The following is a 25610-nucleotide window of genomic DNA, read 5'->3' as shown; positions in this document are numbered from 1 at the left end:
TACCGTATTGAGTAGTCACAAATGGTTTTGGGGACACGGCGCCGCACCAGGGGTTTGCGCCGCGGAAATGTCGCAATTCGGCAACATTGTGATATGATTGCATCAGTTCGCAATTCCCGCGGGCGATCGCTCTCAGCTCAATTGCCGGTATGACCAGCGCAGAGACCACCGCTTCAACATTACGCGCCCCGTCGGCCGAGCAGCCCAATGCAGAGGCGCGGGGCTTCCCGCTGCGGCGCTGGCTGGCGCCGTTTGCCGTGGCCATCGCGCTGCTGTCCGCCTTCCTGACCTTCGTGGTGCTGACCGGGCTGACCCCGATCGAGCCCACGTCCGAGGTGGTCCGCTCCTTCCTGATGATCAATGCCGGCACCATCCTGCTGCTGGTCGGCATCATCGTCCGGGAAGTCTGGCAGATGGTGCAGGCGAGGCGGCGCGGCCGGGCCGCGGCGCGGCTGCATGTGCAGATTGTCGGCCTGTTCTCGGTGATCGCGGTGCTGCCCGCCGTGCTGGTGTCGATCGTCGCCAACGTCACCATCGAGCGCGGCCTCGACCGGCTGTTCTCGGGTCCCACCAAGCAGGTGATCCAGAATTCGCTGACCATCGCCAGTGCCTACATGCAGGAGCACGCCCAGCTCATCAACGGCGACACGCTGGCGATGGCCAATGACCTCGCCCATGCCCGGCCGCTCTACGACCAGGATCGCATGACGTTCCTGCAGCTGATGACGGCCGGCGCCGAGTCGCGCAATCTTCCGGTCGCGGTGCTGATGGACAAGGACGGCAAGATCGTCGCCAGCGCCGAGACCGGCGTTCGCCTGAACTACGAGGCGCCGCCGCCCGACATCCTGAAGGACATCAACGAGACCGAGCCGAAGATCTCGGTCTTTCCGGAAAACTACGTCGCCTCCGTGGTCCGCCTGCGGGCCTATGACGACATGTTCCTGTATGTGGCGCGGCTGCTCGATCCGGCGGTGGTTGCCCAGCTCAAGCAGACCCAGACCAGCGCGGCCGAATATGCCCAGCTCGAGACCCGCAGGCTCGGCATCCAGGTCGCGTTCGCGCTGATGTTCGCGGTGATCGCGCTGACCATCCTGATGGCCTCGGTGCTGATCGGGCTGAACTTCGCCAACGGGCTGGTGTCGCCGATTCGCCAGCTGATGGGTGCGGCGAGCGAGGTCTCGACCGGCAATCTCAATGTCCAGGTGCCGGTCAACAAGTCGGAAAGCGACCTCGCGCTGCTCGGCGAAATCTTCAACAAGATGACCCAGGAGCTGCGCACCCAGCGCAACGAGCTGGTCGACGCCAGCGAGACCATCGACAGCCGCCGCCGTTTCATCGAAGCGGTGCTGTCGTCGGCCTCTGCCGGCATCATCGGGGTCGACGCCTCAGGCACCATCGGCGTCCTCAACCGCTCGGCGGAGAAGCTGATCGGGCACGCCGAATCGGAGACGCTCGGCCATCCGCTCTCGGACGTGCTGCCCGAGCTCGACGAGATGATGAAAACCGCGCGCGAGGGAACGCAGCGCCTGGTGCAGGGGCAGGTCACGATCCTGCGCGACGGCCATGAGCGCAATCTGTCGGTCCGCGTCTCGGCCGAGCAGACCAGCCAGTCGCGCGACAGCTACATCATCACACTCGACGACATCACCGAGCTGGTGTCGGCGCAGCGCACCTCGGCCTGGGGCGACGTCGCCCGCCGCATCGCCCACGAGATCAAGAACCCGCTGACCCCGATCCAGCTCTCCGCCGAGCGCATCCGCCGCAAGTTCGGCAAGACCATCACCGAGGAGAAGGACAAGTCGATCTTTGAGCAGTGCACCGATACCATCGTGCGCCAGGTCGACGACATCAGGCGGATGGTCGACGAGTTCTCGCGCTTTGCGCGGATGCCGAAGCCGGTGATGGAAGGGGAGGACGTCGCCGACGTGGTGCGCCAGGCGGTGTTCCTGATGAAGGTCGCGCATCCCGATCTCGACATCGAGGCCGACATCAAGCAGTCGCCGCTGCCCGCGCAGTTCGACCGCCGGCTGATCTCGCAGGCGCTGACCAACATCATCAAGAACGCCACCGAGGCGATCGAGCAGGTGCCGCGCGAGGAACTCGGCAAGGGCCGCATCGACGTCGTGGCGCAGCGCGAGAACGACGACATCCTGATCGACGTGGTCGACAACGGCATCGGCCTGCCCAAGGTCGCCCGCGCGCGCCTGCTCGAGCCCTATGTCACGACCCGGGCGAAGGGCACCGGCCTCGGCCTGGCGATCGTCGGCCGCGTTCTGGAGGACCATGGCGGCCGCATCGAGCTCAAGGATGCCTCCGATTTCCGCGACGGCCAGCGCGGTGCCTGGATGCGGCTGCGCTTTGCCGTCACGGGACACGCGGCCAAGCCGGAGAACAAGCCCGAAAGCAAGGACCAAAAACCGGACGTCAAACCGGACAAGGCCGAACCGGAAAGTGAAAAAAATCCGCCGGAGGAGCCGACCAACGGCCCGGCACAAGCGACCAACAATGAACCAAAAATCCAAGAACCGACCCAAGAACCAATCCAAGAACCTATCCGAGATCCCGCTGATCAGGGGCCAAACAATCAAGAGCCAAATGCGCAAAAGCCAAAATTCAAAGCCGCGACGAGCGACTGACAAGGCAGGTGTAACCCATGGCAAGTGACATTCTGATTGTCGACGACGAAGCTGACATTCGCGACCTCGTTGCGGGTATTCTGGACGATGAGGGCTTTTCCACGCGCACCGCGCGCGACAGCGACTCGGCGCTCGCCGAGATCGCCAATCGCCGGCCCAATCTGGTCTTCCTCGACATCTGGCTGCAGGGCTCCAAGCTCGACGGCCTGCAGCTGCTCGAGCAGATCAAGAAGGACAATGCCGATCTGCCCGTCGTGATGATCTCGGGCCACGGCAACATCGAGACCGCGGTCGCCGCGATCAAGCGCGGTGCCTACGACTTCATCGAGAAGCCGTTCAAGTCGGACCGGCTGATCCTGGTCGCGACCCGGGCGCTGGAAACCTCGCGGCTCAAGCGCGAGGTGAAGGAGCTCAAGCAGCTGGCTCCGGCGGCGAGCGTCCTGACCGGCCGCTCGGCCTGCATGAACCAGCTGCGCCAGACCATCGACCGCGCCGCCAAGGCCAACAGCCGCATCCTGATCGTCGGTCCCTCCGGCGCCGGCAAGGAGCTTGCCGCGCGCACGCTGCACCATGCCTCCGGGCGCGCCGAGGGGCCGTTCGTGGTGATCAATGCGGCCGCGATCACGCCGGAGCGCATGGAGATCGAGCTGTTCGGCATCGAGGGATCGAACGGCGAGCAGCAGCGCAAGGCCGGCGCGCTCGAGGAGGCGCATGGCGGCACGCTGTTCATCGACGAGATCGCGGACATGCCGCGCGAGACCCAGAACAAGATTCTGCGCGTGCTGGTCGATCAGACCTTCCAGCGCCAGGGCGGCACCGGCAAAGTCCATGTCGACGTCCGCATCATCTCCTCGACCGCGCGCAATCTCGAGGAGGAGATCGCCGCAGGCCGCTTCCGCGAGGACCTCTATCATCGCCTCTCGGTGGTGCCGATCCGGGTGCCGCCGCTGTCGGAGCGACGCGAGGACATCCCCGAGCTGATCGACTATTTCATGGACCAGATCTCGGCCGCCACCGGCCTGCCGAAGCGGCAGATCGGGCAGGACGCGATGGCGGTCCTGCAGTCGCACGTCTGGCCGGGCAACGTCCGCCAGCTCCGCAACAATGTCGAGCGCGTGATGATCCTGGCCGGCGGCGGGCCGGAGGCGATCATCACCGCCGACATGCTGCCGCAGGACGTCGGCTCGATGGTGCCGGCGATGCCGACCTCCAACAATGGCGAGCACATCATGGGCCTGCCGTTGCGCGAGGCGCGCGAGGTGTTCGAGCGCGACTATCTGATCGCCCAGATCAGCCGCTTCTCCGGCAATATCTCGCGCACCGCGGAGTTCGTCGGCATGGAGCGCTCAGCGCTGCATCGCAAGCTGAAGGCGCTCGGGGTCGGCTGACCCCGGCGCGGCAGGCCGGCAGTCCGCTGGCGGCTCGAAGCGAAGCCCCGGCGGTCACCCGCCGGGGAGCCGACAGGCGGCTCTCGGGGCGGTTTGGATCGATCGGCGGGGCGAGGGCGGGGCCGGTACAACCGGGGATTTATCCACGCTCCACGAGAATATTCGTCTCTTTCCCCGCACTTTCTTAGAATTGCCACCGTGTTCCTACCGACTGCACCGCGAACTGGCTTGCCTAAAAACCGCGCGTAGCCTCTAATCCTACCGCTATGCCTGCCGGAGGGGGATCTCGTGGCAGGTGGGCAGCCGGAGGAGGCTCCGTCAGAGAGCAACAACCGGTTCAATAAAAAGAAGCACAAGCTTGCGGGACAAAAACAATGGCGGCAGACCGCGCACAAAATCTACAAGACACCTTCCTTAATCACGTTCGTAAAACCAAGACGCCACTGACGATATTTCTGGTCAACGGAGTAAAGCTGCAGGGCATTGTCACATGGTTCGACAATTTCTGCTTGCTGCTGCGGCGCGATGGTCACTCGCAGCTGGTCTACAAGCACGCGATCTCGACCATCATGCCCGGAGCTCCGATTCAGTTGTTCGAAGGTGGTGAGGACGCACCGGCTTGAGAGTGAACTGATTGGAACCCTTCAATCGTGAAGGGGGCGCCGACCGCGCACGGTCGGCGGGGGACGGCAGCACCGGGCGGGTGATCGTCATCGGCCCGTACCTGCGCACGCGCCGTGGCGACGGCGATGCGCAAACAGATTCGTCTGTCCGCGACTATGAAGCGCGGATCGAGGAAGCCGCCGGCCTCGCTGGTGCGATCGACCTCACGGTGGTGGACTCCGTGATCGCGCCGATCAGCCAGATCCGGCCCGCAACCTACCTCGGCAAGGGCAAGGTCGAGGAGATCAACGGCCTCGTCGCCAGCAACCAGGTCGAGCTCGTGGTGATGGATTGCGCGCTGTCGCCGATCCAGCAGCGCAATCTCGAGAAGGCCTGGAGCACCAAGGTGCTCGACCGCACCGGCCTGATCCTGGAAATCTTCGGCCGCCGCGCCAAGACCAAGGAAGGCGCGCTGCAGGTCGAGCTCGCCCATCTCAACTATCAGCGCAGCCGTCTGGTGCGGTCCTGGACCCATCTCGAGCGCCAGCGTGGCGGCTTCGGCTTCATGGGCGGCCCCGGCGAAACCCAGATCGAGGCCGACCGCCGCCTGATCAGCGAGCGCATCACCAAGCTCGAAGGCGAGTTGAAGAAGGTGCAGGCGACGCGGCGGCTGCATCGGGCCGGCCGCCAGCGCGTGCCGTATCGCGTGGTGGCGCTGGTCGGCTACACCAATGCCGGCAAATCGACGCTGTTCAACCGCCTGACCCGCGCCGACGTGCAGGCCGCGGACATGCTGTTTGCGACGCTCGACCCGACCCTGCGCGCGCTCAACCTGCCGCATGGCGGCAAGGCGATGCTGTCGGACACGGTCGGCTTCATCTCCAATTTGCCGACCCAGCTGGTGGCCGCGTTCCGCGCCACGCTGGAAGAGGTGCTGGAAGCCGACATCATCCTGCATGTCCGCGACATCTCCCATGAGGACGCGGAGGCGCAGGAGCGCGACGTCGAGGCGGTGTTGCGCCAGCTCGGCATCGATCCCGATGCCGACGGTGGCCAGCGCATCATCGAGGTCTGGAACAAGATCGACCGCTTCGATCCCGAGGAGCGGGACAATTTGCGCAATATCGCCGCGCGCCGTCCGCCGGAGCGGCCATGCTTCCTGGTTTCGGCCGCAACAGGCGAGGGGATCGATGCGCTGCTCGCCGCAATCGAGGATCGCCTCGCGGCCAAGCGCTCGACGCTCAATCTCTCGATCGACGCCTCCGATGGCGCCGGCATCAGCTGGCTGCACCGCAATGCCGAGGTCCTGAACAAGGAGCTGCATGGCGAGCGTTTCGACATGACGGTGCGCGTCGACGAGACCAAGCGCGACATCGTGATGAGCCGGTTCGCCGCCGTCCCCCACGAGGCGTAAGCCCGTCGAAGACGGGCCCTGCAATCTTCCGAAATATGACGATGCCGTGACGTTGCAGGGCGCCGATGCGCCTGCGACGCGGCGTCGCACTTTCTGTTTGAAATCCGCGCCGCCTTGGTTCATTGCGCTGCAGAACGCAAAGCCGAGGCGGATCGATGCAGGACACCAGCGAAACCATCACGAAAGAGGCGCTCGCCGGCCAGAGCGGTGACCTTGCCCATGTCCGGGCTCCCGAGATCGTCGATGCGCTCAACGCCCGGGAGCCCGCGGATGCCGCGAAGCTGCTGCGATCGCTGCCGGCCGAGAAGGCGATCGAGGTGCTTGACCTGCCCGGACTCGACAACACCTGCGAGATCCTCGCCGAGCTGCCGAAGGATACCGCGGTCTCGCTGCTGTCGGGCGTCTCCGACGACCGTGCCGCCGATATCTTCAAGGAGCTGGTCGAGCCGCTGCGCGCCACGCTGCTGAACGGGCTCAATCCGGAGACCCGCAACGTCATCTCGGGCCTGTTGGCCTATCCCGAGCGCAGCGCCGGCAGCATCATGACGACCGAGTTCGTCAGCGTGCCCTCGAGCTGGACCATCGCCGAGGTCCTGCATCACATCCGGATGGTCGAGCGCACCCGTGAGACCGTCTACTCGATCTTCGTGATCGACCCGGTCAAGAAGACGCTGATCCAGGCCGTGCCGCTGCGCCGCCTGATCTCGGGCGATCCGCACGCCAATGTGCTGACCGCGGCGCCGGCGCGGAAGCCGTTGATGATCTCGCCGGAGGCCGACCGCATGGAGGCGGCGCGGCTGATCTCGCGCTACGACCTGCTCGCCGTCGCCGTCGTCGACGGCCCCGGCCATATCCTCGGCATCGTCACGGTCGACGACGTCATCGACGCCATCGTCGAGGAATCGACCGAGGACGCCCAGAAGTTCGGCGGCATGGAAGCGATCGACGAGCCGTATTTGCGGATCGGTTTCGGCGAGATGATCAAGAAGCGCGCCGGCTGGCTGTGCGCGCTGTTCCTGTCGGAAATGCTGACCGCGACCGCAATGCAGTCGTACCAGAGCGAGCTCGAGAAGGCGATCGTCCTGACGCTCTTCATCCCGTTGATCATGAGCTCGGGCGGCAATTCCGGCTCCCAGGCAACCTCGCTGTTGATCCGCTCGCTGGCGCTGCACGAGGTGCGGCTGCGCGACTGGTGGCGTGTCGCCGCGCGGGAATTGCCGACAGGCATCGTGCTCGGCGCCATTCTTGGCCTGATCGGCGTCGTCAGGATCACGCTCTGGCAGACGCTCGGCCTGTTCGACTACGGCCCGCATTGGGTGCTCGTCGCAGCGACCGTCGGCACCGCACTGATCGGCATCGTCACCTTCGGATCGCTGTGCGGCTCGATGCTGCCCTTCATCCTCAAACGCATCGGCTTCGACCCGGCCAGCGCCTCCGCGCCATTCGTCGCGACACTGGTCGACGTCACCGGCCTCGTGATCTATTTCGGCGTCGCCGCGGTGATCCTGCGCGGGACGCTGTTGTAGGCTGAGCCTGCGCCCTCAACCTCGGTGTCGTCCCTGCGAAAGCAATGCGAAAGCAGGGACCCATGACCACCGGCCATCGTTGTTGAGTGCAGCGGAAGTTCTGCATCTTGCTCGCCTCGCTGAATCTCTGGCGATGCGTGGGATTGATACCGTCGACTATCCGTTAGATCACGCGGTATGGGTCCCGGCGTTCGCCGGGACGACGGCGGTTTTGGCTTCATTCCACAACGCGTCCATCTCCTCCAGCGATGCCCCCTCCAGCGAACGCCCCTGCGCCGCCAGCGCCTTCTCGATATAGGCAAAGCGCCGCTCGAACTTGGCGTTGGTCGCACGCAGCGCCGCTTCCGGATCGGCGTCGACGTGGCGGGCGAGGTTGACCAGCGCGAACATCAGGTCGCCGGTTTCCTCCGCGATCTCCGCCTTGTCGTTGCGGTCGAGCGCGGCCTCGATCTCGTCGGCCTCCTCGCGGATCTTGGCGAGCACCGCGCGCGGGTCGTTCCAGTCGAAGCCGACGGTGGACGCCTTGCGCTGCAGCTCCATCGCGCGCGTCAGGGCAGGCAGGCCCGCCTTCACGCTAGCCAGCAGCGATTTGTGCGCAGTCTCTTCGGGCGGCCGCCGCGCGGCGCGCTCGGCCTTCTCCTCGGCCTTGATCCGTTCCCAGGCGCTCTTGACGCCGGCCGGCTGGATATTGCCGTCCTTGTCGGCGAAGACGTGCGGATGACGGCGGATCATCTTCCTGGTGATCGCCTCGACCACATCGCCGAACGCGAACGCGTTCTGCTCCTCGGCCATCCTGGCGTGATAGACCACCTGCAACAGCAGGTCGCCGAGCTCCTCGCGCAAATCGTCGAGATCGCCGCGCGTGATCGCATCCGCAACCTCATAGGCCTCCTCGATCGTGTAGGGCGCGATGGTCTCGAAATTCTGCACGAGGTCCCATGGGCAGCCGGTCACCGGCGTGCGCAGCGCAGCCATGATCTCGATCAGGCGGGAAATGTCGCGGGATGGGGTCATGGGGCACCGGCATCAAAGAGGTATTGGCTTTATGCCAAAACACCCCTCCCGATCCCAGTAAAACACGCCGGAATCGCGACGCTGTCCACGGATTGGCCACGGCGCCGTCAGATGCTAAATCGCGTTTCATGACCGATCAGAATGCTTCCGACACCGCGCTGGTGCTGTTTTCCGGCGGCCAGGATTCCACCACGTGCCTTGCCTGGGCCTTGTCGCGCTTTGCCCGCGTCGAGATGCTCGGCTTCACCTACGGCCAGCGCCACGCGATCGAGCTCGATTGCCGGGACCAGCTGCTGGCCGGGATCAGGCGGGTCCGGCCGGAATGGTCTGCGAAACTCGGCGACAGCCACACGCTTGATATCCCGACGCTGTCCGAGATTTCCGACACCGCGCTGACCCGCGACGTCGCGATCGAAATGGGCGCGGACGGCTTGCCGAACACCTTCGTGCCCGGCCGCAACCTCGTGTTCCTCACCTTCGCTGGGGCGCTGGCCTATCGGCGGGGGATCCGCCACATCATCGGCGGCATGTGCGAGACCGACTATTCCGGCTACCCGGATTGCCGCGACGAGACCATTAAGGCATTGCAATCCGCGCTCAATCTCGGCATGGCCAGGGATTTCGAGCTGCACACGCCGCTGATGTGGCTCGACAAGGCCGCGACCTGGCGGCTCGCGCACGAGCTCGGCGGAGCAGGGCTGGTCGACCTGATCCGCGAGCACTCGCACACCTGCTATCTCGGCGAACGCGGCGCGCAGCACGATTGGGGCTATGGCTGCGGCGAATGCCCGGCCTGCAGCCTGCGGGCCAAGGGCTGGCGGGAGTACGTCGCGCAGGGTGGCGCGTAACCGTGGACTGATGGCCCCGCAGGGCGCACGGCCAAAATATCGAAAACAACCCCATGCAAAGGAGTCGGCGGCTGCCGGCGTTCGACACGGCAACGTTCGACACGGCAACTTGACACGTCGGGCAACTCAGCGGTATTCTTCTATTATCCAGAAATCGTCCCAGGCCCGGCTCGACCGGGCGATCCGGTATGCTGCGGCTTCTCGGCTCCAGCACTCCCGTCTCTGGAATCCGTGCGCGCGGTCTCTCCCCGTCGTCGTCCCGGCGAAGGCCGGGACCCATACGCCGCGGCAGGCGTTGTGGGTGGGACTCGTCGTTCCAGCATCGCGTAACAATTTGCATTTGGGGTTATGGGTCCCGGCCTTCGCCGGGACGACGATGAGGATGAGTTCGCGATTCAAGGCGACCCACCACGCGATGACATCACCCGCGCATGCGCATGTAGGTAATCATGGCATTCGAGGCTACTCGAAATCCGCGGCCGTCAGCACGATCGGCTGGCCGTGCGGGGTGCGGTCGGCGGCGTGGTCCCAGGCGTCGCGGTAGCGGTGCAGTGTCTCATGCGTCGTGACGCCCTTGGCGGCGACGAGATGTTCGAGCGTCGCGAGCCAGTGCTGGTAATAGGTCTCGCCGGTGTCGGGATCGCCGGCGGCCTGCGCGCGCTTGATCTGGTCGGCAAGCGCCGCAGCCCATTCGGGCCAGGTGAACACGCCGCGGTCATGCAGCGTCAAGGCCATGGCGAACGCCTGCGCCTCCCACGGTGCACGGAACACCGGGCCGTCCTGGTCGCGGGGAATGCTGGACACTGCGCTGGTGGCGCGCGCGGCGGCACCTGCATCCATCACACGGCCTCCAGATACGGCTCGAACGCGTCGATCGAGACCTTGATGGTCGGATCGGAGTCCGGGCCCCACAGCTCGCGTCCGTCGAACACGACGGTGTACAGCCACTGCGGATGTTCGCCGGCGTCGTTGGCCACGGTATCGGGAAATACGTGACAGCCATGATCGCGCTCGACCACCCCGACGTGACCGCGCACGTAGCGTGGCAGCCGTGTGTGCGTCGCGGGATGGATGTTCTTCGCCCGCACCCGATCGCCGGCCTTGAATTTCGCAGGCCCCGGCGCGGCGCGGCCGAACTTGCCGCGCACCATGATGCGCTCGATGTCGGCGACGGAGAACTTGCCGTGCTTGAGCGATTTCGCCGGCGCGACGGAATGCCCGGCGGCGACGTCGTCCTTGGAGATATAGCCCTTGTCGAGCAGCAGGGCTTCCAGCCCAAGCAGCCATTTCCTGTAGTAGGAGCTCGACAGATAGACCTGCGGGGGCAGGGTCTCGCGATAGAAGCGCGAGGCGTCGATGTTGAAGGCGCCGGCTGCGCCCATCGCACGGACCATGGCGAGCACCCGGGATTCCCATTCCTCATGGAACATCGGTTCGTTCGGCTCGGGCTCGACCTTGCCGAACCCGTCCATGCCGCCCATGTCGTGGACGCCGTTCATGACGGCGCCCCCGGTTTCTTGGGAAAGCCGGTGCCGATCATGGAATCGCGCGTCACCAGCTCGGCGAGCTGGTCTTCGCTCCAGCCCTCGGTGCCTTCGGGCCGCATCGGCAGCACCAGAAAGCGCGTCTCCGCGGTCGAATCCCAGACCCGGATTTCCGTCTCCTTCGGCAGGCTGACGCCGAAATCGGCGAGCACGCCGCGCGGATCCTTGACCGCGCGCGAGCGATACGGCGAGGCCTTGTACCAGACCGGCGGCAGCCCGAGCATTTCCCAGGGATAACAGGAGCACAATGTGCAGACGACCATGTTGTGGCGGCCGGGTGTATTCTCCATCGCGACCAGATGGTCGCCGACCCGGCTGACATGGCCGAGGGTGCCGACCGCCTTGCTGGCGTCCTCGAGCAGCGCCTTCTTGAAGGCGGGATCGGTCCAGGCCTTGGCGACGACCCGGGCGCCGTTATGCGGGCCGATCTTGGTCTCATAGGCCTGCACGATGGCGTCGAGCGCGGCAGCCTCGACATAGCCCTTCTCGGTCAGGATCGATTCCAGCGCACGGACGCGCAGTTCGGTCTCCGACAGTTCGGAATGGTCGTGATCGTGGTGGTGATGATCATGTTCGCTCATGCCCACAGAATAGGCGAAACCGTCGTGCTATGTCGAGGCAGGCAGTACACAAGAATGCGAGCGGGGAGGTATGCGTGGTTGACTATGTGACGATCGAGAAAGGCCTCGGGCCGGAGGGCCGCATCGCCGTGGTGCGGTTCGACCGCGGCGACGGTATCAACGCGCTGTCGCCGGAGGCGCTGCGGCAGCTGACCGACGCGGCGCGCAGTTTCGAGGACGATAGCGAGACCTCGGTGGTGGTGCTGACCGGCGGCGCCAAATCGTTCAGCGCCGGCTTCGACCTCAAGGACGCCGAGGGGCGTTCTCGCCAGACCATGGACATGGGCACGCTGCGCCGGCACCTGAAGCTCGGGCCGCGGCTGACGCGCGCCTGGCAGGACATGGAGCAGGTCACGATCGGCGCGATCGAGGGCTTTTGCGTCGGCGGCGGCGTGGCACTCGCGGTCGCGCTGGATTTCCGCGTCATGGCGCGCGACGCGCATATGCGGGTGCCGGAAATCGCGCTCGGCATGAACATGAGCTGGCAGAGCGTGCCGCGCATGCTGCATCTGATGGGACCGGCGCGCACCAAGCAGGCGGTGATCCTGGCCGACGACCGGATCTCGGCCGAGGAGGCCTACGAGTGGGGCCTGGTGGAGCAGGTGACCGATCCTGGAAAGTCATATGACATCGCGATGGCGCTCGCGGCCAAGGTCGCTGCCCAGCCGCCGATCTCGGTCGCGATGACCAAGCTGACGGTCAACCGGCTCGCACATGCGCTCGACGATCTCGCCAGCCACATGGACCTCGACCAGTTCGCGCTGGCGAGCCTGACCGAGGATCACAAGGAAGGCGTCGCGGCCTTCCTCGGACGGCGGAAGCCGGGCTTTAAGGGGCGCTGATGCTTGTCGTTCAAGAGCCTTTCCAGGCTTCGGAATGGCGAAGGCCCTGACGCCCGGGCCGGTGCGTCAGGGCCTTTGCGGTGCGGAGACGACCCCAGCACCTTTGCGGGCCCTGGGGCCGACGCTGGGGTCATCCGCCTGCACCGTTGTCGAGACTAAGCAGGTAACGGGTATGATGCGCCCATCACAGCGTCCGCATTTGCCTATGTGAATCGCCATCCCCGTCCTCGAGCTTACTTTCGCCGCCGCGCTCTGGTGCGGGCTGCTTTCTTTGCTGCGGCCGAACGAACGGCCGATCCCTTGGTTTTTGCCGCCTTGCGTGCCGCGGCCGAGCGGGCCGATGCAGAACGCCGCGAGGCCGCGCGCCGCGTTTGTTTCGACAGCGCCGTGTGCGACGCCGCGCTGCGCGGTTCCCGTTTCAGGACGTTGGACACCGCTCGCGAGACGCGCGGCCTGCGTCTGGTCTTTCGCTTGCCCTGGCCCGCCTCATAGGCGTACTCCGCGCTCTTGCGGGTGGTCGCCTTGGCTGCGCCTTTCTTGGGGGGACGGAGCGGAACGCCCGCGCGCCTCGCCTTCGACAGGCCGATTGCAATGGCCTGTTTGGAAGATCGCGCGCCGTGCTTGCCACGGCGAACCTTGCGAATTTCCTCGTGCACGAACTCGCCCGCCTGGGTGGTCGTCGACTTTCCCGCGCGCCGGTCCTGTCTGGCCTTTTGCATCGTCTTTCGTTCCGGCATTATCGTTCTCCCGTTGCCGATTTCGGTTTCCGGGACGTCAACGTCCGGCTCAAGGAAACGGTCCTTCAAGCATCGATTTAGCCCACTGCCGCAGGAGCGCCTCTCGGCGATCCTAGGTTCCCGAGATCAAGGCTGCGCAGTGGCGAGCAATCGTTGCTTCCTCGTTTGTCGCCATGACGAGCACGTCCACCGAACTGTCCGTGCCAGCAATGTGCAGCTCTGCCGCGGCGTTGGCGCATGGATCGAGCTCAACACCCAGCCATCGCAGGCGTTCGCAGACCTGGCTGCGAACCTCGCCCGCGTGCTCGCCGATACCGCCGGTGAACACCAGGCATTCCAGTCCGCCCAGCGTGCCAGCCATCGCGACGACCTGCTGCGCGATGCGGAACGTGAAGAGATCAACCGCTTCCTTCGCGGCTGGCTCCTGGCTGGCGAGCAAGACACGCATGTCGGAGGAGATGCCCGAAACGCCGAGCAGCCCCGATTGGTGATAAAGCAGTTGCTCAAGGTCGTCGACCGACATGCCGTTCTGCTGCTGGAGGTAAAGCAGAACGCCCGGATCGATCGTGCCGCAACGGGTCCCCATGACCAGGCCGTCGAGCGGCGTCAGACCCATCGTGGTGTCGATGCTCCGGCCGTTGCGCATGGCGCAGAGGCTCGCGCCATTGCCGAGATGCGCCACCACGGTGCGCTTTGCGGAAAACTCCGGCGAGATGTCGGCAAGGCGGCCTGCGACATATTCAAAGGAGAGCCCATGAAAGCCGTAGCGCCGAATGCCGGCGCGTTCGAGATGTCTCGGGATCGCAAACCGATTGACGGGCGGCGCGAGGCCATGATGGAACGACGTGTCGAAGCATGCGACCTGCATCAGTTCCGGCCGGATCGCGCTGATTGCCCGGATTGGCGTCAGGCAGCGAGGCTGATGCAACGGCGCCAGCGGGGTGAGGGCGTCGAGGACGGCAAGCACCGTCCGATTGACTTCGACCGGTCGCGAAAATTCGCGGCCGCCATGTACGACGCGATGCCCGACGGCACGCAGCCGCTGGCCAAGATGATGTTCGATCCGTGCCAGGACGTCGGCGAACAGCCGATCGGGCGACGCATCTGGTTCGGCTTGCTCCAACGCGAACGACGCGCGGCCGGCCGGGTCGGTGAAGACCAATCGCGACGCGCCCTCGTGCTCGTCGACCTGTGCCTTGCAGAGCAGCGCGGGATCGGTATGCGAAGCATCGAAAACGCCGAACTTGATGCTCGACGAGCCGGAGTTGACGACCAGAACCGCATCGGACGTCGGCATGGCTCAACCGCCCGCAGGTGTGGCGCCGCCAGTGCCGTTTGGCCAGACCCAGTCTCGAACCTCCGGCATGTCCTCGCCATGTTCGCGCACATATCGCGCATGCGCGATCAAGGCGTTCCGGTATTCTTGCTTGATCTGTGCGGCCTTGGTGGCGAGCCCCGGCACGCGCTCGATCACCTCGATCGCGAGATGATAGCGGTCTAATCCATTGAGAACGACCATGTCGAAAGGTGTGGTCGTCGTGCCTTCCTCCACAAAGCCGCGCACATGCATGTTGTCGTGATTGGCCCGGCCATAGGTGAGTCGGTGGATGAGATAAGGGTAGCCGTGGTAGGCAAAGATGACGGGGCGATCGCGCGTGAACAGGCTGTCGAAGTCGCGATCGCTGAGGCCATGAGGGTGCTGTTGCCTCGGCTGCAGCGTCATCAGGTCGACGACGTTGACCACGCGGATCTTGAGGTCGGGGAGGGCCTTGTGCAGCAGATCAACGGCGGCGAGCGTCTCCAGCGTCGGAACGTCACCCGCGCAAGCCATCACGACATCGGGCTCGCTTGTGGCATCTCCGGTTCCGGCCCACGTCCAGATGCCAATGCCGGCATCGCAATGGGTGGCGGCGTCCTGCATCGAAAGCCATTGCGCGGACGGTTGTTTGCCGGCGACGATGACATTGATCCGATCGTAGGTCTGCAGGCAGTGATCGGCGATCCATAGCAGCGTGTTGGCGTCGGGCGGGAAATAGACACGGACGATGTCGGCCTTCTTGTTGGTGACCAGATCGACAAAGCCGGGATCCTGGTGGCTGAAACCGTTGTGATCCTGTCGCCAGACATGCGACGTCAGCAGATAATTGAGCGAGGCGATCGGACGCCGCCACGCCAATTGGCGCGAGACCTTCAGCCATTTGGCGTGCTGGTTGAACATCGAATCCACGATGTGGATGAATGCTTCATAGCAGGAGAAGAAGCCGTGGCGTCCGGTCAATAGATAGCCCTCCAGCCAGCCCTGGCAGAGGTGTTCGCTGAGGACTTCCATGACGCGGCCGTCTTGAGCGAGATGGACATCGTACGGCTCGGTCGGCTCCATCCAGACCCGGTCTGTGGCTTCGAATACGGCATCCAGCCGGTTCGAGGCGGTTTCGTCAGGCCCCATGATGCGGAAATTGCCGGCATTGGCATTCAGCTTGAGGACATCGCGCAGGTATTTTCCGAGCTCGTGGGTCGCTGCGGCGACCGTCTGACCCGGATGCTTCACGTCGACGGCAAATGCGCGGTAATCCGGCAACCGGAGCTCGCGTTTCAGAAGGCCGCCATTGGCGTGCGGATTGGCGCCCATCCGGCGGTTCGCGGTCGGGGCGAGGGCCTGGAGCTCCGGGATCAGCGCACCATCCTTGTCGAACAGTTGCTCTGGATGATAGCTTCGCATCCAGTCTTCAAGCAGCCTGAGATGCGCGGGGTTGTCGCGGACTTGCGCGATCGGCACCTGGTGCGCGCGCCAAAAGCCCTCGACTTTCAGCCCGTCGACCTCCTTCGGACCGGTCCAGCCCTTCGGACTGCGCAGCACGATCATCGGCCAGCGCGGCCGCTCCGATCGTTTGCCGCCGCGCGCCTCGGTTTGGATCTTGTGAATGGCTGCAAGCGCCTCATCCAGGGCAGCGGCCATGGCGCGATGCATCGGCATCGGATTGTCGCCCTCGACGAAAAGCGGCTCATGTCCGTAGCCGCGAAACAGGTTGCGGATTTCCTCGTCGCCCATCCGCCCGAGCACCGTCGGATTGGCGATCTTGTAGCCGTTGAGATGCAGGATCGGCAGCACCGCGCCATCACGCGCGGGATTTAAGAACTTGTTCGAGTGCCACGATGCAGCCAGCGGACCGGTTTCCGCCTCGCCATCGCCGACGACGCAGGCCACGATCAGATCGGGATTGTCGAACGCCGCGCCATAGGCGTGGACCAGCGAATAGCCGAGCTCGCCACCCTCATGAATGGAGCCGGGCGTTTCCGGTGCCGCGTGGCTTGGAATACCGCCGGGGAAGGAAAACTGCCGGAACAACTTTCGCAGACCATCCGCGTCTCGGCCGATGTCGGGATATATCTCGCTGTAGGAGCCTTCGAGATATGTGTTCGCCACCATGCCCGGACCGCCATGTCCGGGACCGCAAATGTAGATGACGTTGAGATCGAGCGCGCGAATGACACGGTTGAGATGGGCATAGACGAAATTCAGGCCCGGTGTGGTGCCCCAATGACCGAGCAGGCGGGGCTTGATGTGTTCCTTGCGCAGCGGCTCGCTAAGCAGCGGATTGTCGAGAAGATAGATCTGGCCGACCGAAAGGTAATTGGCGGCGCGCCAGTAGCGGTCGAGCAGGTCGAGATTGCCGGCGGTCGTTCTTTGTTCGATGGTTGCTTTCATGGAGCCAACTCCTCCCCAAAACTATCACAACAGCTACAGGTTGATCCGGCCGGTGATGATCGCGCTCGACTGATGGCGGGGCCGGGCGGGACGTCGGGCAGCGATAGCGGCGGCGGTTCTTGGCTGCGGTTCTTGGCTGATGCATTGCGTTCGCTGGCTCCAACCGCAGGCGCCGACCCTCGTTCCTTAGTTTGCCGCCTTGGAGCCGCGCACCCGCACACCCTAGCGGTGACGGCGACTGGTTTGTTCTTCGACATCGGCAAACAAGGCATCTCCGGGCGGGACCACCGATCTCTCATATGTAAATGCCGGAACCAGGCAGAGAGATGACAAGCGGCAGCGACTGATGTTTCGACCGCGATTCGATATCCGCCATAGTCATCCGAAGGGTGCAGTTGATGAATCTCATCGACCGCTACTTTTTCGCCGCAACGATCACTGTGACAATTGTACTCTGGCTGTACCTCGGGTTGCTGGTGGCCGGTAGCTGACGGCGCGCGCCTGGAAAATCGGGACCACCCTCCGTCTTGAATTCCCGCTCTTTGAATGGGCCATGACCGCTGTCCTAACGGTGCGCGGAACGACGCGCCTGGGAAACCCAACCGGCGGGAGAACGTTAACGCCTCGATCATCCGCGAAGATCAACTGGCAGAGGTACTGCTATGCGTACGATCTTGATCGTGGAGGACGAGTATTTCATTGCCGATGACTGTGCCACGCTGGCACGACAGGCCGGCTATCACGTCGTCGGCCCGTTCGCTTCGATCGACGAAGCCCGCCCGCACGCGTCCGGAGCGTCCGGCGCGCTGATCGACATCAACGTCAATGGAACCTCGTCCTACAAGTTGATCGATACCCTGCTTGCGATGGGAACACCGGTCACCCTGTATACCGGCTACGACCCCAGCGCGCTGCCCGAGAAGTATGCGCATCTCCCCGTGGTGACCAAGCCGCGCGGGTGTGCGGAGGCTCTCGGGATCTTGTGCAAGCAGATGAGCGTCGCCGAATAGCCGGCGAACTGAACGCAGATCGGTGCGCGCGCCGGGATGCGCAGCGGTGGATATGGGTCCGGCCCCCGTGCCAATGACACCAAAGAGAATGAGCGTTCGCTGCTCTTTCCACACGTCGTCCCTGCGAAAGCATGCGAAAGCAGGGACGACACCGTATGTATTGCGCTGTGATTCCCAACACAGCACTTTGTTGGCAACTTTCCTGGTCGAGGTTTGTTGTCTCCTCATCACCGGCCAAGGCTCTGCCGTAGGCGTCGGTGGCTGAGAGACCGATTGTGCTCCCGCCTGCATAACAGGGAGTACACCATGCCCATCGAGCGGCAAATCTATCGTCTTTCCAATTACCGTGATCTCAACGATACCGAGCGGATGATCCGGGTCGTCGAGCACGCGCGCAAGCTCCTCGCCGAAAGCCGCGCCAGCACGTTTCTGGGCCGCAAGACGCAGGAACCCTTCCCGCAGGCGGAAAGCCAATATGGAATCCTGAATCCTGACCTGTGTTGAGCTTTCGCACCCTGCGGAGGCGGAACCATGCTGGTTGGGGTGATTACTGTGTCACCCCCGCCAGGGAGCAGAGCATGAAGCGGCGCACCGACGCTGGCGACGACCGCGTTCGAACAATCTTCGATGTCTCATGAGATACGTTTGTCGCGATGCCTCGGAGCAAACCCGCTTCGGACTTATCACATGACAGGGCGGCGGCAGCGATCGGGTGACATGTTTCGTCGATGATCGATCCCCTGTTCGCCCGCGCTCAGCTTGCCATCGAAGAAAGTCTCACTTTGCGCGCACAGAAGCGATCGCTCGCGGATCAGCGAGACGATCAGCTCGCCGAGTTGCGGCAATCGGTGCGTAATTCCGCGAGCACGCGCATGGAGATCAAAGCCCACCGCGACAACAGTACGTAAGGCTTTCGCTGGTGGGGGCGGGCAATATCCCTATCGGTCGGCAGGCCGACTAGCGGGCGTTGATGAAGCGTTCGAGATGCATGGAGAATTCGTAGCTCAGCGCCAATTGTCGCCAGGACCTGGCCAGCAACTCGTAATCCTTGCGCGTCCTTTCGACGCCGGACGTCGCGGCCAGACGGTCGGCCTCGTCGGCCAGTTGCCGGCATTCCGCGATCCGATCCGTTGAATCGTGCAGTGTCGTTGTCCTTCCTGAAAACGATGGGAGGATGTATCGCGCCGCCGGTTCACCCGAGATCGTGGACCGAGACAATCAGACAGTATGAGCGTCACCCGGCCTCAAGGTCCTGAGCTGCGCGACGACGAGGCGCAACTCGTTTGCCAATTGGGCGTTACGGATGCGGGTTTCCGTGACGGTTGAGAGGTCGGCGACCAGCGCGCGTTCTGCGGCCGTCTGCTCCAGCAGCTCGATACGTCTTTCGATCTCGGTCATTACACACCCCCGGTCCGATATCGTGACCGGAGTATCGTGAGGCCGTCTGCAAACCTCCGCACTAACATTTGCAAATGCTCGAGCGGATTATTCGTGTCCGGCAGCGTCATTGCCGCGCAGGATCATGCCGGCGAGCCCGTGCGCCATGGCGCGATGATCGAACGGCTTCTCCCACAACGGAACGTCCGCGAATTCGCTGCTCAGCACGATCTTGTCGTATCCCGAGGTGAACACCATCGGCACGCCGCGCGCCTGCAGCTCGCGCGCGACCGGATAGATCATCTGCTTGCGGATGTTTACATCGAGCACCGCTCCATCGATCACGCCGCCGTCTTGAAGGATACGAAGCGCATCGTCGATGTCACCGGCCGGCCCGGCGATATCGGCACCGAGCGCACGCAGCGCGCTGCGCATGTCGTCGGCAAGGAAATATTCGTCTTCGACAATCAGGACGCGCCGTCCGGTCAGGAGAGGGCGTTCGCGCAAAGGTGCAAATTCAGACATGTCGATTCGGGCCGTACCCGGTGTGATGTCGTCGCAAAATTGGAACATAAGCCGAATGCTCGCCTTGTTGTAAACAATATCGGAAAAGGCAGGTTCCATGTCCAATCGGGACATCATCGTCATCGGCGGTTCGGCTGGGGCGACTGCACCGTTGAAGGAGATTCTGGGCCGGCTGCCGGTGGATCTGCCGGCCGCGGTCTTCATCGTATTGCACATACCGTCTCACGGCATCGGCATTCTCTCCACGGTCGCGAACGCCGCCGGCAAGCTGCCGGTCCGGCAGGCGGAAAGCGGCATGGTCATCGAAAATGGTCACGTCTATCTGGCGGCGCCGGACCACCATCTGCTGATCCAGGATGGCCACCTGATGCTCGGCCGCGGGCCACGCGAAAATCTGGTGCGGCCGGCGATCGACGCGCTGTTTCGCTCGGCCGCACTGCACTATGGACCGCGCGTGATTGGCGTTGTGCTCAGCGGCCTGCTGTCCGACGGCGCGGCAGGCCTGAACGCGATCAAGCGGTGCGGTGGGGTCGCGCTGGTTCAGGAGCCCCAGGACGCGATGTCCGATGAAATGCCGCTCAGGGCATTGGAAGCGACCACCGTCGATCTCTGTATCCCGGGCGCACGGCTTGGCGATGTGCTGTCCGATCTGGTTCGGGAGCGGCCCGGCGCGATCCTGCCGATTCCGCCGGAGATCGTGCTGGAGGTGAAAATTGCGGCGGGCGAGCGCGTCGGCAGCGATACGCTGGTCGAGATTGCCGATCCGGCACCGCTGACTTGTCCGGGATGCGGTGGCGTCCTTTCCGAGCTCAAGGTCGGGCACCCGCTGCGATTTCGCTGTCAGGTCGGTCACGCCTATACGGCCGACGCGCTTGCCAAGGAGCAGGAGGGCCGGGTTGACGAGGCGCTCCGGGTCGCACTCCGCATCATCGAGGAGCGCGCCGAACTGGTGCACCGGATGGCCGAGGACGGCCGCCAGAGCGGTCGCCCGGCGGTCGCGCAAATGTATGACGCGCGCGCCGCTGAATATCGCGAATACGCCGATATGATCCGGCGAGTCATGCTACAATCGCTCGATCCGAAGCGACCGGCGCGGAAGGAACCGTGATGGCCAGCGCTGAGCATGCGAACTGGGCCGAACAGCTGCGGTCCGAACGTGCGCTGCTGGTCAAGGCGGACGTCGATATCGAGGAGGGCTGGAGGCGGCTGCGCAGCCAGCAGGATCTGCTGGATTGGCTGCAACGGGCCGGTCACGACACTGTGCAAGCCGAGCGGCTGGTCGGCTTGCTCAAGCAGACCTTGATCGAGTGGGAGCGGCATCGAACCCTGATCGTGCAGCGGGTCGCATATCTCGAGGAGCGGGTGACATCGCACTAGCGCCTGGGAGGAGGATCGGGGATGCGCCTCAGTGCCCTGAACTCCGCTCCAAGTTCGAACATGTGGTCAAACTGCTGCAGGACGCGCTGGCGCCAGAGGTCGTTCTCGTCGATGAGGCGATGGGCTTCTGCAGTCGCCCGTTCCGCACGCCTGATCAGGGCTGTGAGCTCTCCGGATCCATCTATCGTCGGGTCGCCTTCCATCACCTAACTATGACCCTTCCGGTTTTGGAGGGCAATCGATCCCGGAGTCGAGGTTCCCGGGAGGTTGGAGAATTCCTACCTATCCCGTTGGGATAGGACTAAACTCTGCTATCAAAAGACGCGGGCGAGACGCCAGCAGGAGAATGAGAGCCGCTGCAATCATGGATGATGTTGGCCAATCCCAGAGCGGAGACGAAGAGCGCCAGTCCAAGGCGCCGCTGATCATAGGTGTGGGCGCGTCCGCCGGCACCCTCGACAGCATCGAGCGGTTCTTCTCGAAGCTGAGGCTCAATCCGGACCAGGCCGTCGTGCTCGTGTTGCAGTACCGGGATGCCATCGAGGACACCCGGTTGCGCGAAGCGTTGCAGCGATCGGAAGGCGCCCGGCTGTCCGAGATCAGCGACGGACAGCTCGTCGAGGGTGGCACGATCCATCTGTGTCCGTCCGACATGATCACCACCGTTCATGGCGACCGTTTCGCGGTCCGGCGCGCCGAGCAGGCGCGCGCCGAGCGGGCCACCATCGACAGTTTCCTGGTGTCGCTGGCGGAGGAGCGCGCCGAGGAATCGATCGGCGTGGTGCTGGCCGGCACCGGTGGCGACGGCACGCTCGGGGTCGCGACCCTGAAGGATCATGGCGGCCTGGCGATCGCCGAGCGCATCGGGGATGGCGAACCCGATCCGCACGCCGAAGGCAATTCGGCCGTCGCGATCGCGGATTTTGTGCTGCCGCCCGAGGCCATTCCCGAGCATATCGACGTCTATGCCCGCCACCTGCGCCGGCTCGAGGAGAAGCAGGGGTTCGACGAGGTGCTGGCCGCGGCGGCAACCTCGCTTGCGCGCATTGCGGATATCCTTCGCAACAAGACCGGCAACGATTTCCACGGCTACAAGCAGAACACCTTCCTGCGCCGCGTCCAGCGCCGCATGCAGGTGGTGCAGATCGACGATATCTCTGCCTATGTCGATTTCCTGAGAAACGACAAGGACGAGGCGCAACATCTGTTCAACGACCTCCTGATCGGCGTCACGGAATTCTTCCGCGACAAGAAGGAGTTCGATGTCCTGGAAACCCAGATCATTCCGAAGATATTCGAAGGGAAGGGCGTCGGCCAGCAGGTGCGTGTCTGGGTGCTTGGCTGCGCGACCGGCGAAGAGGCCTATTCGATCGGCATTCTGCTGCGCGAGCATATGGCCGGTCTCGACTCGGTGCCGCAGGTGCAGATCTTCGCGACTGACATCGACGGGCGCGCGCTCGCCGCCGCGCGCGTCGGGCGCTATCGCACCAGCATCGAGAACGATATGACGCCGGAACGGCTGGCGCGCTGGTTCGTACGCGAAGGCGACACCTACTGCGTCGTCAAGGAGCTGCGCGAGATGTGCATTTTCTCGCAGCACAACGTCATCAAGGACGCGCCGTTCTCCAAGCTCGATTTGATCTCGTGCCGCAACCTGCTGATCTATCTCAATGCCGAGCTGCAGAACCGCGTCATCCCGCTGTTCCATTTTGCGCTGCTGCCGGACCGGTACCTGTTTCTCGGCAATTCCGAGAACGTCACCCGGCATCCGAAGCTGTTCGCGCCGGTCGACCGGCGCGCACGCATCTTCAAGAAGCTCGAGACCGGGACGCGGCTGCCGCCGGAATTCCCGATCACGACGGCGGCCGGGCGAGCCGCGATCGACATACCACCGGTCCGCTCCATCGGCCCCGATGTCGGCCTCGAGCGCCGCGCCCAGCGCATCGCCGAGCGCTATGCGCCGGCCTATGTGATCACCGACGACCACTTTCACATCCTGCATTTCTCCGGCCGCACCGGCCGCTATATCGAGCCGACCGCAGGCACGGCGACCCTCGACCTGCTGCAACTCGTGCACCGCGACCTCAGACTTGAGCTGCGCACGGCGCTCAGCCGTGCCGCGGAAACCAACGAGGCCGCGCATGCCGAGCAGGTGCAACTCGGCGTCAACGGGCATCGCGTGCTGGTCGACATCACGGCCGAACCAATTCTCGACGGCCCTGCGGGTCACCGCAATTTCGTCGTGCTGTTCAAGGATGGGCCGATCCGCCCTGTGGATCGCGCCGAAACCAATCCCAACGTTCTGGTCAGGACCGAGCATGTCGAGCGGCTGGAAAGCGAGCTGCGCGCCACCCGCGAGCGGTTGCAGGCCACGATCGAGGAGCTCGAAAGCACCAATGAGGAACTGAAATCCTCCAACGAGGAGTATCAATCGCTCAATGAGGAGCTGCAATCCGCCAACGAGGAACTGGAGACCTCGCGCGAGGAATTGCAGTCGGTCAACGAGGAGCTGACGACCGTCAACGGCGAGCTGGCGCATCGCGTGCAGGAATTGACCCGCGCCACCAGCGACCTGAAGAATTTCCTCGAGAGCACGCAGATCGCGACCGTGTTCCTGGACAACGATCTGAAGGTGATGAACTTCACGCCGGCGATCACGCATTTGCTGCATCTGGTCGAGACCGATGTCGGCCGCCCGATCGCGCATATCAAGGCGCGCATCCCGATCGAGGAGCTCTACGACGATGTGCGGCGCGTGCTGCGGACGCTGGCCAGCGCCGAGCGCGAGCTGACCGCGCCCGACAGCGGCACGCGCTATATCGTGCGCATCCTGCCGTACCGCAGCATCGACAATTTCATCGCCGGCGTCGTGATCACCTTCATCGACGTCACCGCGATCACGCGGGCCGAGGAGCGGCAGCGGCTGCTACTTGCCGAGCTGCAGCATCGCGTGCGCAACACGCTCGGCGTGGTCCGCTCGATCGCGCGCCGCTCGGCCGAGACCAGCGCGAACGTCGAGGACTACGCATCGCATCTCGACGGCCGGCTCAACGCCTTCGCGCGGACCCAGTCGCTGGTGACCCGCGATCCGGAAGGCGGCGTCGACCTCGAATATCTCGTGGTCGAGGAATTGCTTGCGTACAACGCGAAGGAAGGCGAGCAACTGAAGGTCGCAGGTCCCGGGATCCGGCTCCAGCCCAAGGCCGCGGAGACCTTCGCGCTGGCACTCCACGAGCTCGCAACCAATGCCTTGAAGTATGGCGCGCTGAGCGATACGGCCGGGCGCATCGACGTCTCATGGCGCATCGATGATGCGGCCGATCCGCGGCAACTGCTGTTCGACTGGCGCGAGCGCAACGGGCCCGCGGTGGCGCCGCCGCGCCGCAGGGGATTTGGATCCGATCTCCTGGAGCGGACGCTGGCGTTCGAGTTCAAGGGCAAGAGCACGCTCGAGTTCAATCCGTCGGGACTGCACTGCACGATCGCCATACCGATGAACCCGCAAGCCATCCATACGCCGAGCATGGGGAGCTAGATGCATCCCCCGATCCTCGAGGGAAATCTGGCGCAGCCGGTGATCCGGCGGCTCAATGCCCTGCGGCAATTGTCCGAACGCGGGATCGCGTTGCTGCAACAGGCGATCCAGGAAGGGCTGCATCGGGCCCGCCCGGGCGAAGACCTCGCCACCGAGGGCGATCCGGTCGAGAGCGTCAGGATCATCCTGTCGGGCTGGCTCTGCCGCTACAAGACGCTGCCGGACGGCCGCCGCCAGATCGTCAATTTCATCCTGCCGGGCGACAGCTGCGACGCCTGCGTTTATCTTTTGTCGGTGATGGATCATTCGATCGGCGCGCTGACCCCGGTCACTTATGCCGACATCAAGCGGCCAGCGTTCGAGCAACTGCTGGCGAGCGACCGTTCGCTGGAGGAGGCGCTGTGGTGCGAAACCATGGTGAACAGCGCGATCCAGCGGGAATGGACGGTCAATATCGGACGGCGCGTGGCGCTGGAGCGGGTCGCGCATCTGTTGTGCGAACTCCATGAGCGCCTGCTGCCGGTTGGAATGATCGACGGCGATTCCTGCCTGTTCCCGGTCACGCAGATGGATCTCGCCGATGCCACCGGCCTGTCGGTGGTCCACGTCAACAGGACGCTGCAGGAGCTGCGCGGCTCCGGCCTGATCGTGCTGCGCGACCGCATGCTGACGATCAACGACCTGAAGCTGCTCAAGGACACGGCGTTGTTTTCGGCCGACTATCTGCACACCAAGCGGCGCGGCTGAGACGCGGCAAGGCGGCTCTATGCTGCTCCCCCTGAAATCGCGACGGATGCCGGTGCGGCGGGCGCGCGAGGCGCCGCAGGCGTTCGCTGATGCGATCCTTGAAATGTCGCAGCGGGACTGACGCGGAGGCGCGTCATTTTGCAGAGCGCACTGACGATCTG

23 protein-coding genes are annotated in these 25610 nt (G+C 64.3%); 14 read left to right on the top strand and 9 right to left on the bottom strand.

Annotation, left to right across the window (positions count from 1 at the left end):
* Positions 1-149 precede the first annotated feature (149 nt).
* The 5 genes from ACZBJS_RS14450 (at position 150) to mgtE (ending at position 7567) form a co-directional block, all read left to right on the top strand.
* The gene (locus tag ACZBJS_RS14450) at positions 150-2636 is read left to right on the top strand and encodes a sensor histidine kinase NtrY-like (RefSeq protein ID WP_057016578.1); all 2487 of its coding nucleotides are present in this window, start codon (positions 150-152) and stop codon (positions 2634-2636) included.
* Between the two features lie 17 nt (positions 2637-2653).
* On the top strand, positions 2654-4024 hold the full coding sequence (gene ntrX, locus ACZBJS_RS14445; RefSeq protein ID WP_028331957.1) for a nitrogen assimilation response regulator NtrX: 1371 nt from the start codon (positions 2654-2656) through the stop codon (positions 4022-4024).
* A gap of 374 nt (positions 4025-4398) precedes the next feature.
* Complete coding sequence (gene hfq, locus ACZBJS_RS14440; protein WP_006020546.1) at positions 4399-4647, top strand: RNA chaperone Hfq; 249 nt, start codon at positions 4399-4401, stop codon at positions 4645-4647.
* A gap of 11 nt (positions 4648-4658) precedes the next feature.
* Complete coding sequence (hflX, locus tag ACZBJS_RS14435; protein WP_229191859.1) at positions 4659-6041, top strand: GTPase HflX; 1383 nt, start codon at positions 4659-4661, stop codon at positions 6039-6041.
* A 155-nt stretch (positions 6042-6196) separates the two neighbouring features.
* A complete protein-coding gene (gene mgtE / locus ACZBJS_RS14430; protein ID WP_463438841.1) occupies positions 6197-7567 on the top strand; it encodes a magnesium transporter in 1371 nt (456 codons plus the stop codon).
* A gap of 168 nt (positions 7568-7735) precedes the next feature.
* Here the strand turns inward: mgtE and mazG are convergent, their stop codons facing one another.
* Positions 7736-8581 carry a nucleoside triphosphate pyrophosphohydrolase gene (gene mazG, locus ACZBJS_RS14425; RefSeq protein ID WP_057016581.1) on the bottom strand — a complete coding sequence of 282 codons (846 nt, stop codon included), beginning with the start codon at positions 8579-8581 and terminating at the stop codon, positions 7736-7738.
* Between the two features lie 128 nt (positions 8582-8709).
* On the opposite strand from mazG, the gene queC reads away from it, so the two are divergent.
* Complete coding sequence (gene queC, locus ACZBJS_RS14420; protein ID WP_316394356.1) at positions 8710-9429, top strand: 7-cyano-7-deazaguanine synthase QueC; 720 nt, start codon at positions 8710-8712, stop codon at positions 9427-9429.
* A gap of 462 nt (positions 9430-9891) precedes the next feature.
* Here the strand turns inward: queC and ACZBJS_RS14415 are convergent, their stop codons facing one another.
* From ACZBJS_RS14415 to nthA, 3 genes are read right to left on the bottom strand one after another with little or no spacing between them, the layout of a single operon-like run.
* Positions 9892-10269 (bottom strand): nitrile hydratase accessory protein, encoded by a 378-nt coding sequence (locus ACZBJS_RS14415; RefSeq protein WP_050419707.1) that lies wholly within the window; start codon positions 10267-10269, stop codon positions 9892-9894.
* Complete coding sequence (nthB, locus tag ACZBJS_RS14410) at positions 10269-10928, bottom strand: nitrile hydratase subunit beta (RefSeq protein ID WP_076828791.1); 660 nt, start codon at positions 10926-10928, stop codon at positions 10269-10271. The genes ACZBJS_RS14415 and nthB overlap by 1 nt, the downstream gene beginning before the upstream one ends.
* A complete protein-coding gene (gene nthA / locus ACZBJS_RS14405; RefSeq protein WP_316394359.1) occupies positions 10925-11554 on the bottom strand; it encodes a nitrile hydratase subunit alpha in 630 nt (209 codons plus the stop codon). Before nthA ends, nthB begins: the two co-directional genes overlap by 4 nt.
* Before the next feature lie 74 nt (positions 11555-11628).
* Between nthA and ACZBJS_RS14400 the strand changes: the two genes are divergently transcribed.
* Positions 11629-12435, top strand: coding sequence for an enoyl-CoA hydratase/isomerase family protein (locus tag ACZBJS_RS14400; RefSeq protein WP_076828793.1), 807 nt, complete (start codon positions 11629-11631; stop codon positions 12433-12435).
* A 233-nt stretch (positions 12436-12668) separates the two neighbouring features.
* Here ACZBJS_RS14400 and ACZBJS_RS14395 read toward each other — a convergent pair whose 3' ends face one another.
* From ACZBJS_RS14395 to ACZBJS_RS14385, 3 genes are all read right to left on the bottom strand, one after another.
* Positions 12669-13172 carry a DUF6496 domain-containing protein gene (locus ACZBJS_RS14395; protein WP_076828795.1) on the bottom strand — a complete coding sequence of 168 codons (504 nt, stop codon included), beginning with the start codon at positions 13170-13172 and terminating at the stop codon, positions 12669-12671.
* Positions 13173-13284: 112 nt separating this feature from the next.
* On the bottom strand, positions 13285-14469 hold the full coding sequence (locus ACZBJS_RS14390; protein WP_316394363.1) for an acetate/propionate family kinase: 1185 nt from the start codon (positions 14467-14469) through the stop codon (positions 13285-13287).
* A gap of 3 nt (positions 14470-14472) precedes the next feature.
* Complete coding sequence (locus ACZBJS_RS14385; RefSeq protein WP_168856403.1) at positions 14473-16878, bottom strand: phosphoketolase family protein; 2406 nt, start codon at positions 16876-16878, stop codon at positions 14473-14475.
* A 662-nt stretch (positions 16879-17540) separates the two neighbouring features.
* Between ACZBJS_RS14385 and ACZBJS_RS14380 the strand changes: the two genes are divergently transcribed.
* The 3 genes from ACZBJS_RS14380 (at position 17541) to ACZBJS_RS14370 (ending at position 18796) form a co-directional block, all read left to right on the top strand.
* The gene (locus tag ACZBJS_RS14380; RefSeq protein WP_076828800.1) at positions 17541-17888 is read left to right on the top strand and encodes a response regulator; all 348 of its coding nucleotides are present in this window, start codon (positions 17541-17543) and stop codon (positions 17886-17888) included.
* Between the two features lie 306 nt (positions 17889-18194).
* A complete protein-coding gene (locus ACZBJS_RS14375) occupies positions 18195-18392 on the top strand; it encodes a hypothetical protein (protein WP_076828802.1) in 198 nt (65 codons plus the stop codon).
* Positions 18393-18616: 224 nt separating this feature from the next.
* Entirely contained in the window at positions 18617-18796 is a 180-nt protein-coding gene (locus ACZBJS_RS14370; RefSeq protein ID WP_076828803.1) for a hypothetical protein, read from the top strand.
* A gap of 310 nt (positions 18797-19106) precedes the next feature.
* On the opposite strand, the gene ACZBJS_RS14365 is transcribed toward ACZBJS_RS14370, so the two are convergent.
* Positions 19107-19286 (bottom strand): hypothetical protein, encoded by a 180-nt coding sequence (locus ACZBJS_RS14365; RefSeq protein WP_244558852.1) that lies wholly within the window; start codon positions 19284-19286, stop codon positions 19107-19109.
* Between the two features lie 87 nt (positions 19287-19373).
* Positions 19374-19994 carry a response regulator gene (locus ACZBJS_RS14360; protein ID WP_316394384.1) on the bottom strand — a complete coding sequence of 207 codons (621 nt, stop codon included), beginning with the start codon at positions 19992-19994 and terminating at the stop codon, positions 19374-19376.
* On the opposite strand from ACZBJS_RS14360, the gene ACZBJS_RS14355 reads away from it, so the two are divergent.
* From ACZBJS_RS14355 to ACZBJS_RS14340, 4 genes are all read left to right on the top strand, one after another.
* Positions 19888-20898, top strand: a complete 1011-nt coding sequence (locus ACZBJS_RS14355; RefSeq protein ID WP_316394366.1) for a chemotaxis protein CheB — start codon at positions 19888-19890, stop codon at positions 20896-20898. The two genes, ACZBJS_RS14360 and ACZBJS_RS14355, sit on opposite strands and share 107 nt — an antisense overlap.
* Complete coding sequence (locus ACZBJS_RS14350; RefSeq protein ID WP_076828806.1) at positions 20898-21167, top strand: hypothetical protein; 270 nt, start codon at positions 20898-20900, stop codon at positions 21165-21167. Before ACZBJS_RS14355 ends, ACZBJS_RS14350 begins: the two co-directional genes overlap by 1 nt.
* 364 nt (positions 21168-21531) lie before the next feature.
* Positions 21532-24702 (top strand): CheR family methyltransferase, encoded by a 3171-nt coding sequence (locus tag ACZBJS_RS14345; protein WP_316394370.1) that lies wholly within the window; start codon positions 21532-21534, stop codon positions 24700-24702.
* Positions 24703-25449, top strand: coding sequence for a Crp/Fnr family transcriptional regulator (locus tag ACZBJS_RS14340; RefSeq protein WP_076828811.1), 747 nt, complete (start codon positions 24703-24705; stop codon positions 25447-25449).
* The last annotated feature ends 161 nt before the right edge of the window (positions 25450-25610 follow it).

Source organism: Bradyrhizobium sp. KZN70725, from assembly GCF_055264925.1.
Note: the sequence above shows the minus strand (reverse complement) of the source record. Positions and strands in the feature narration are given on the sequence as shown.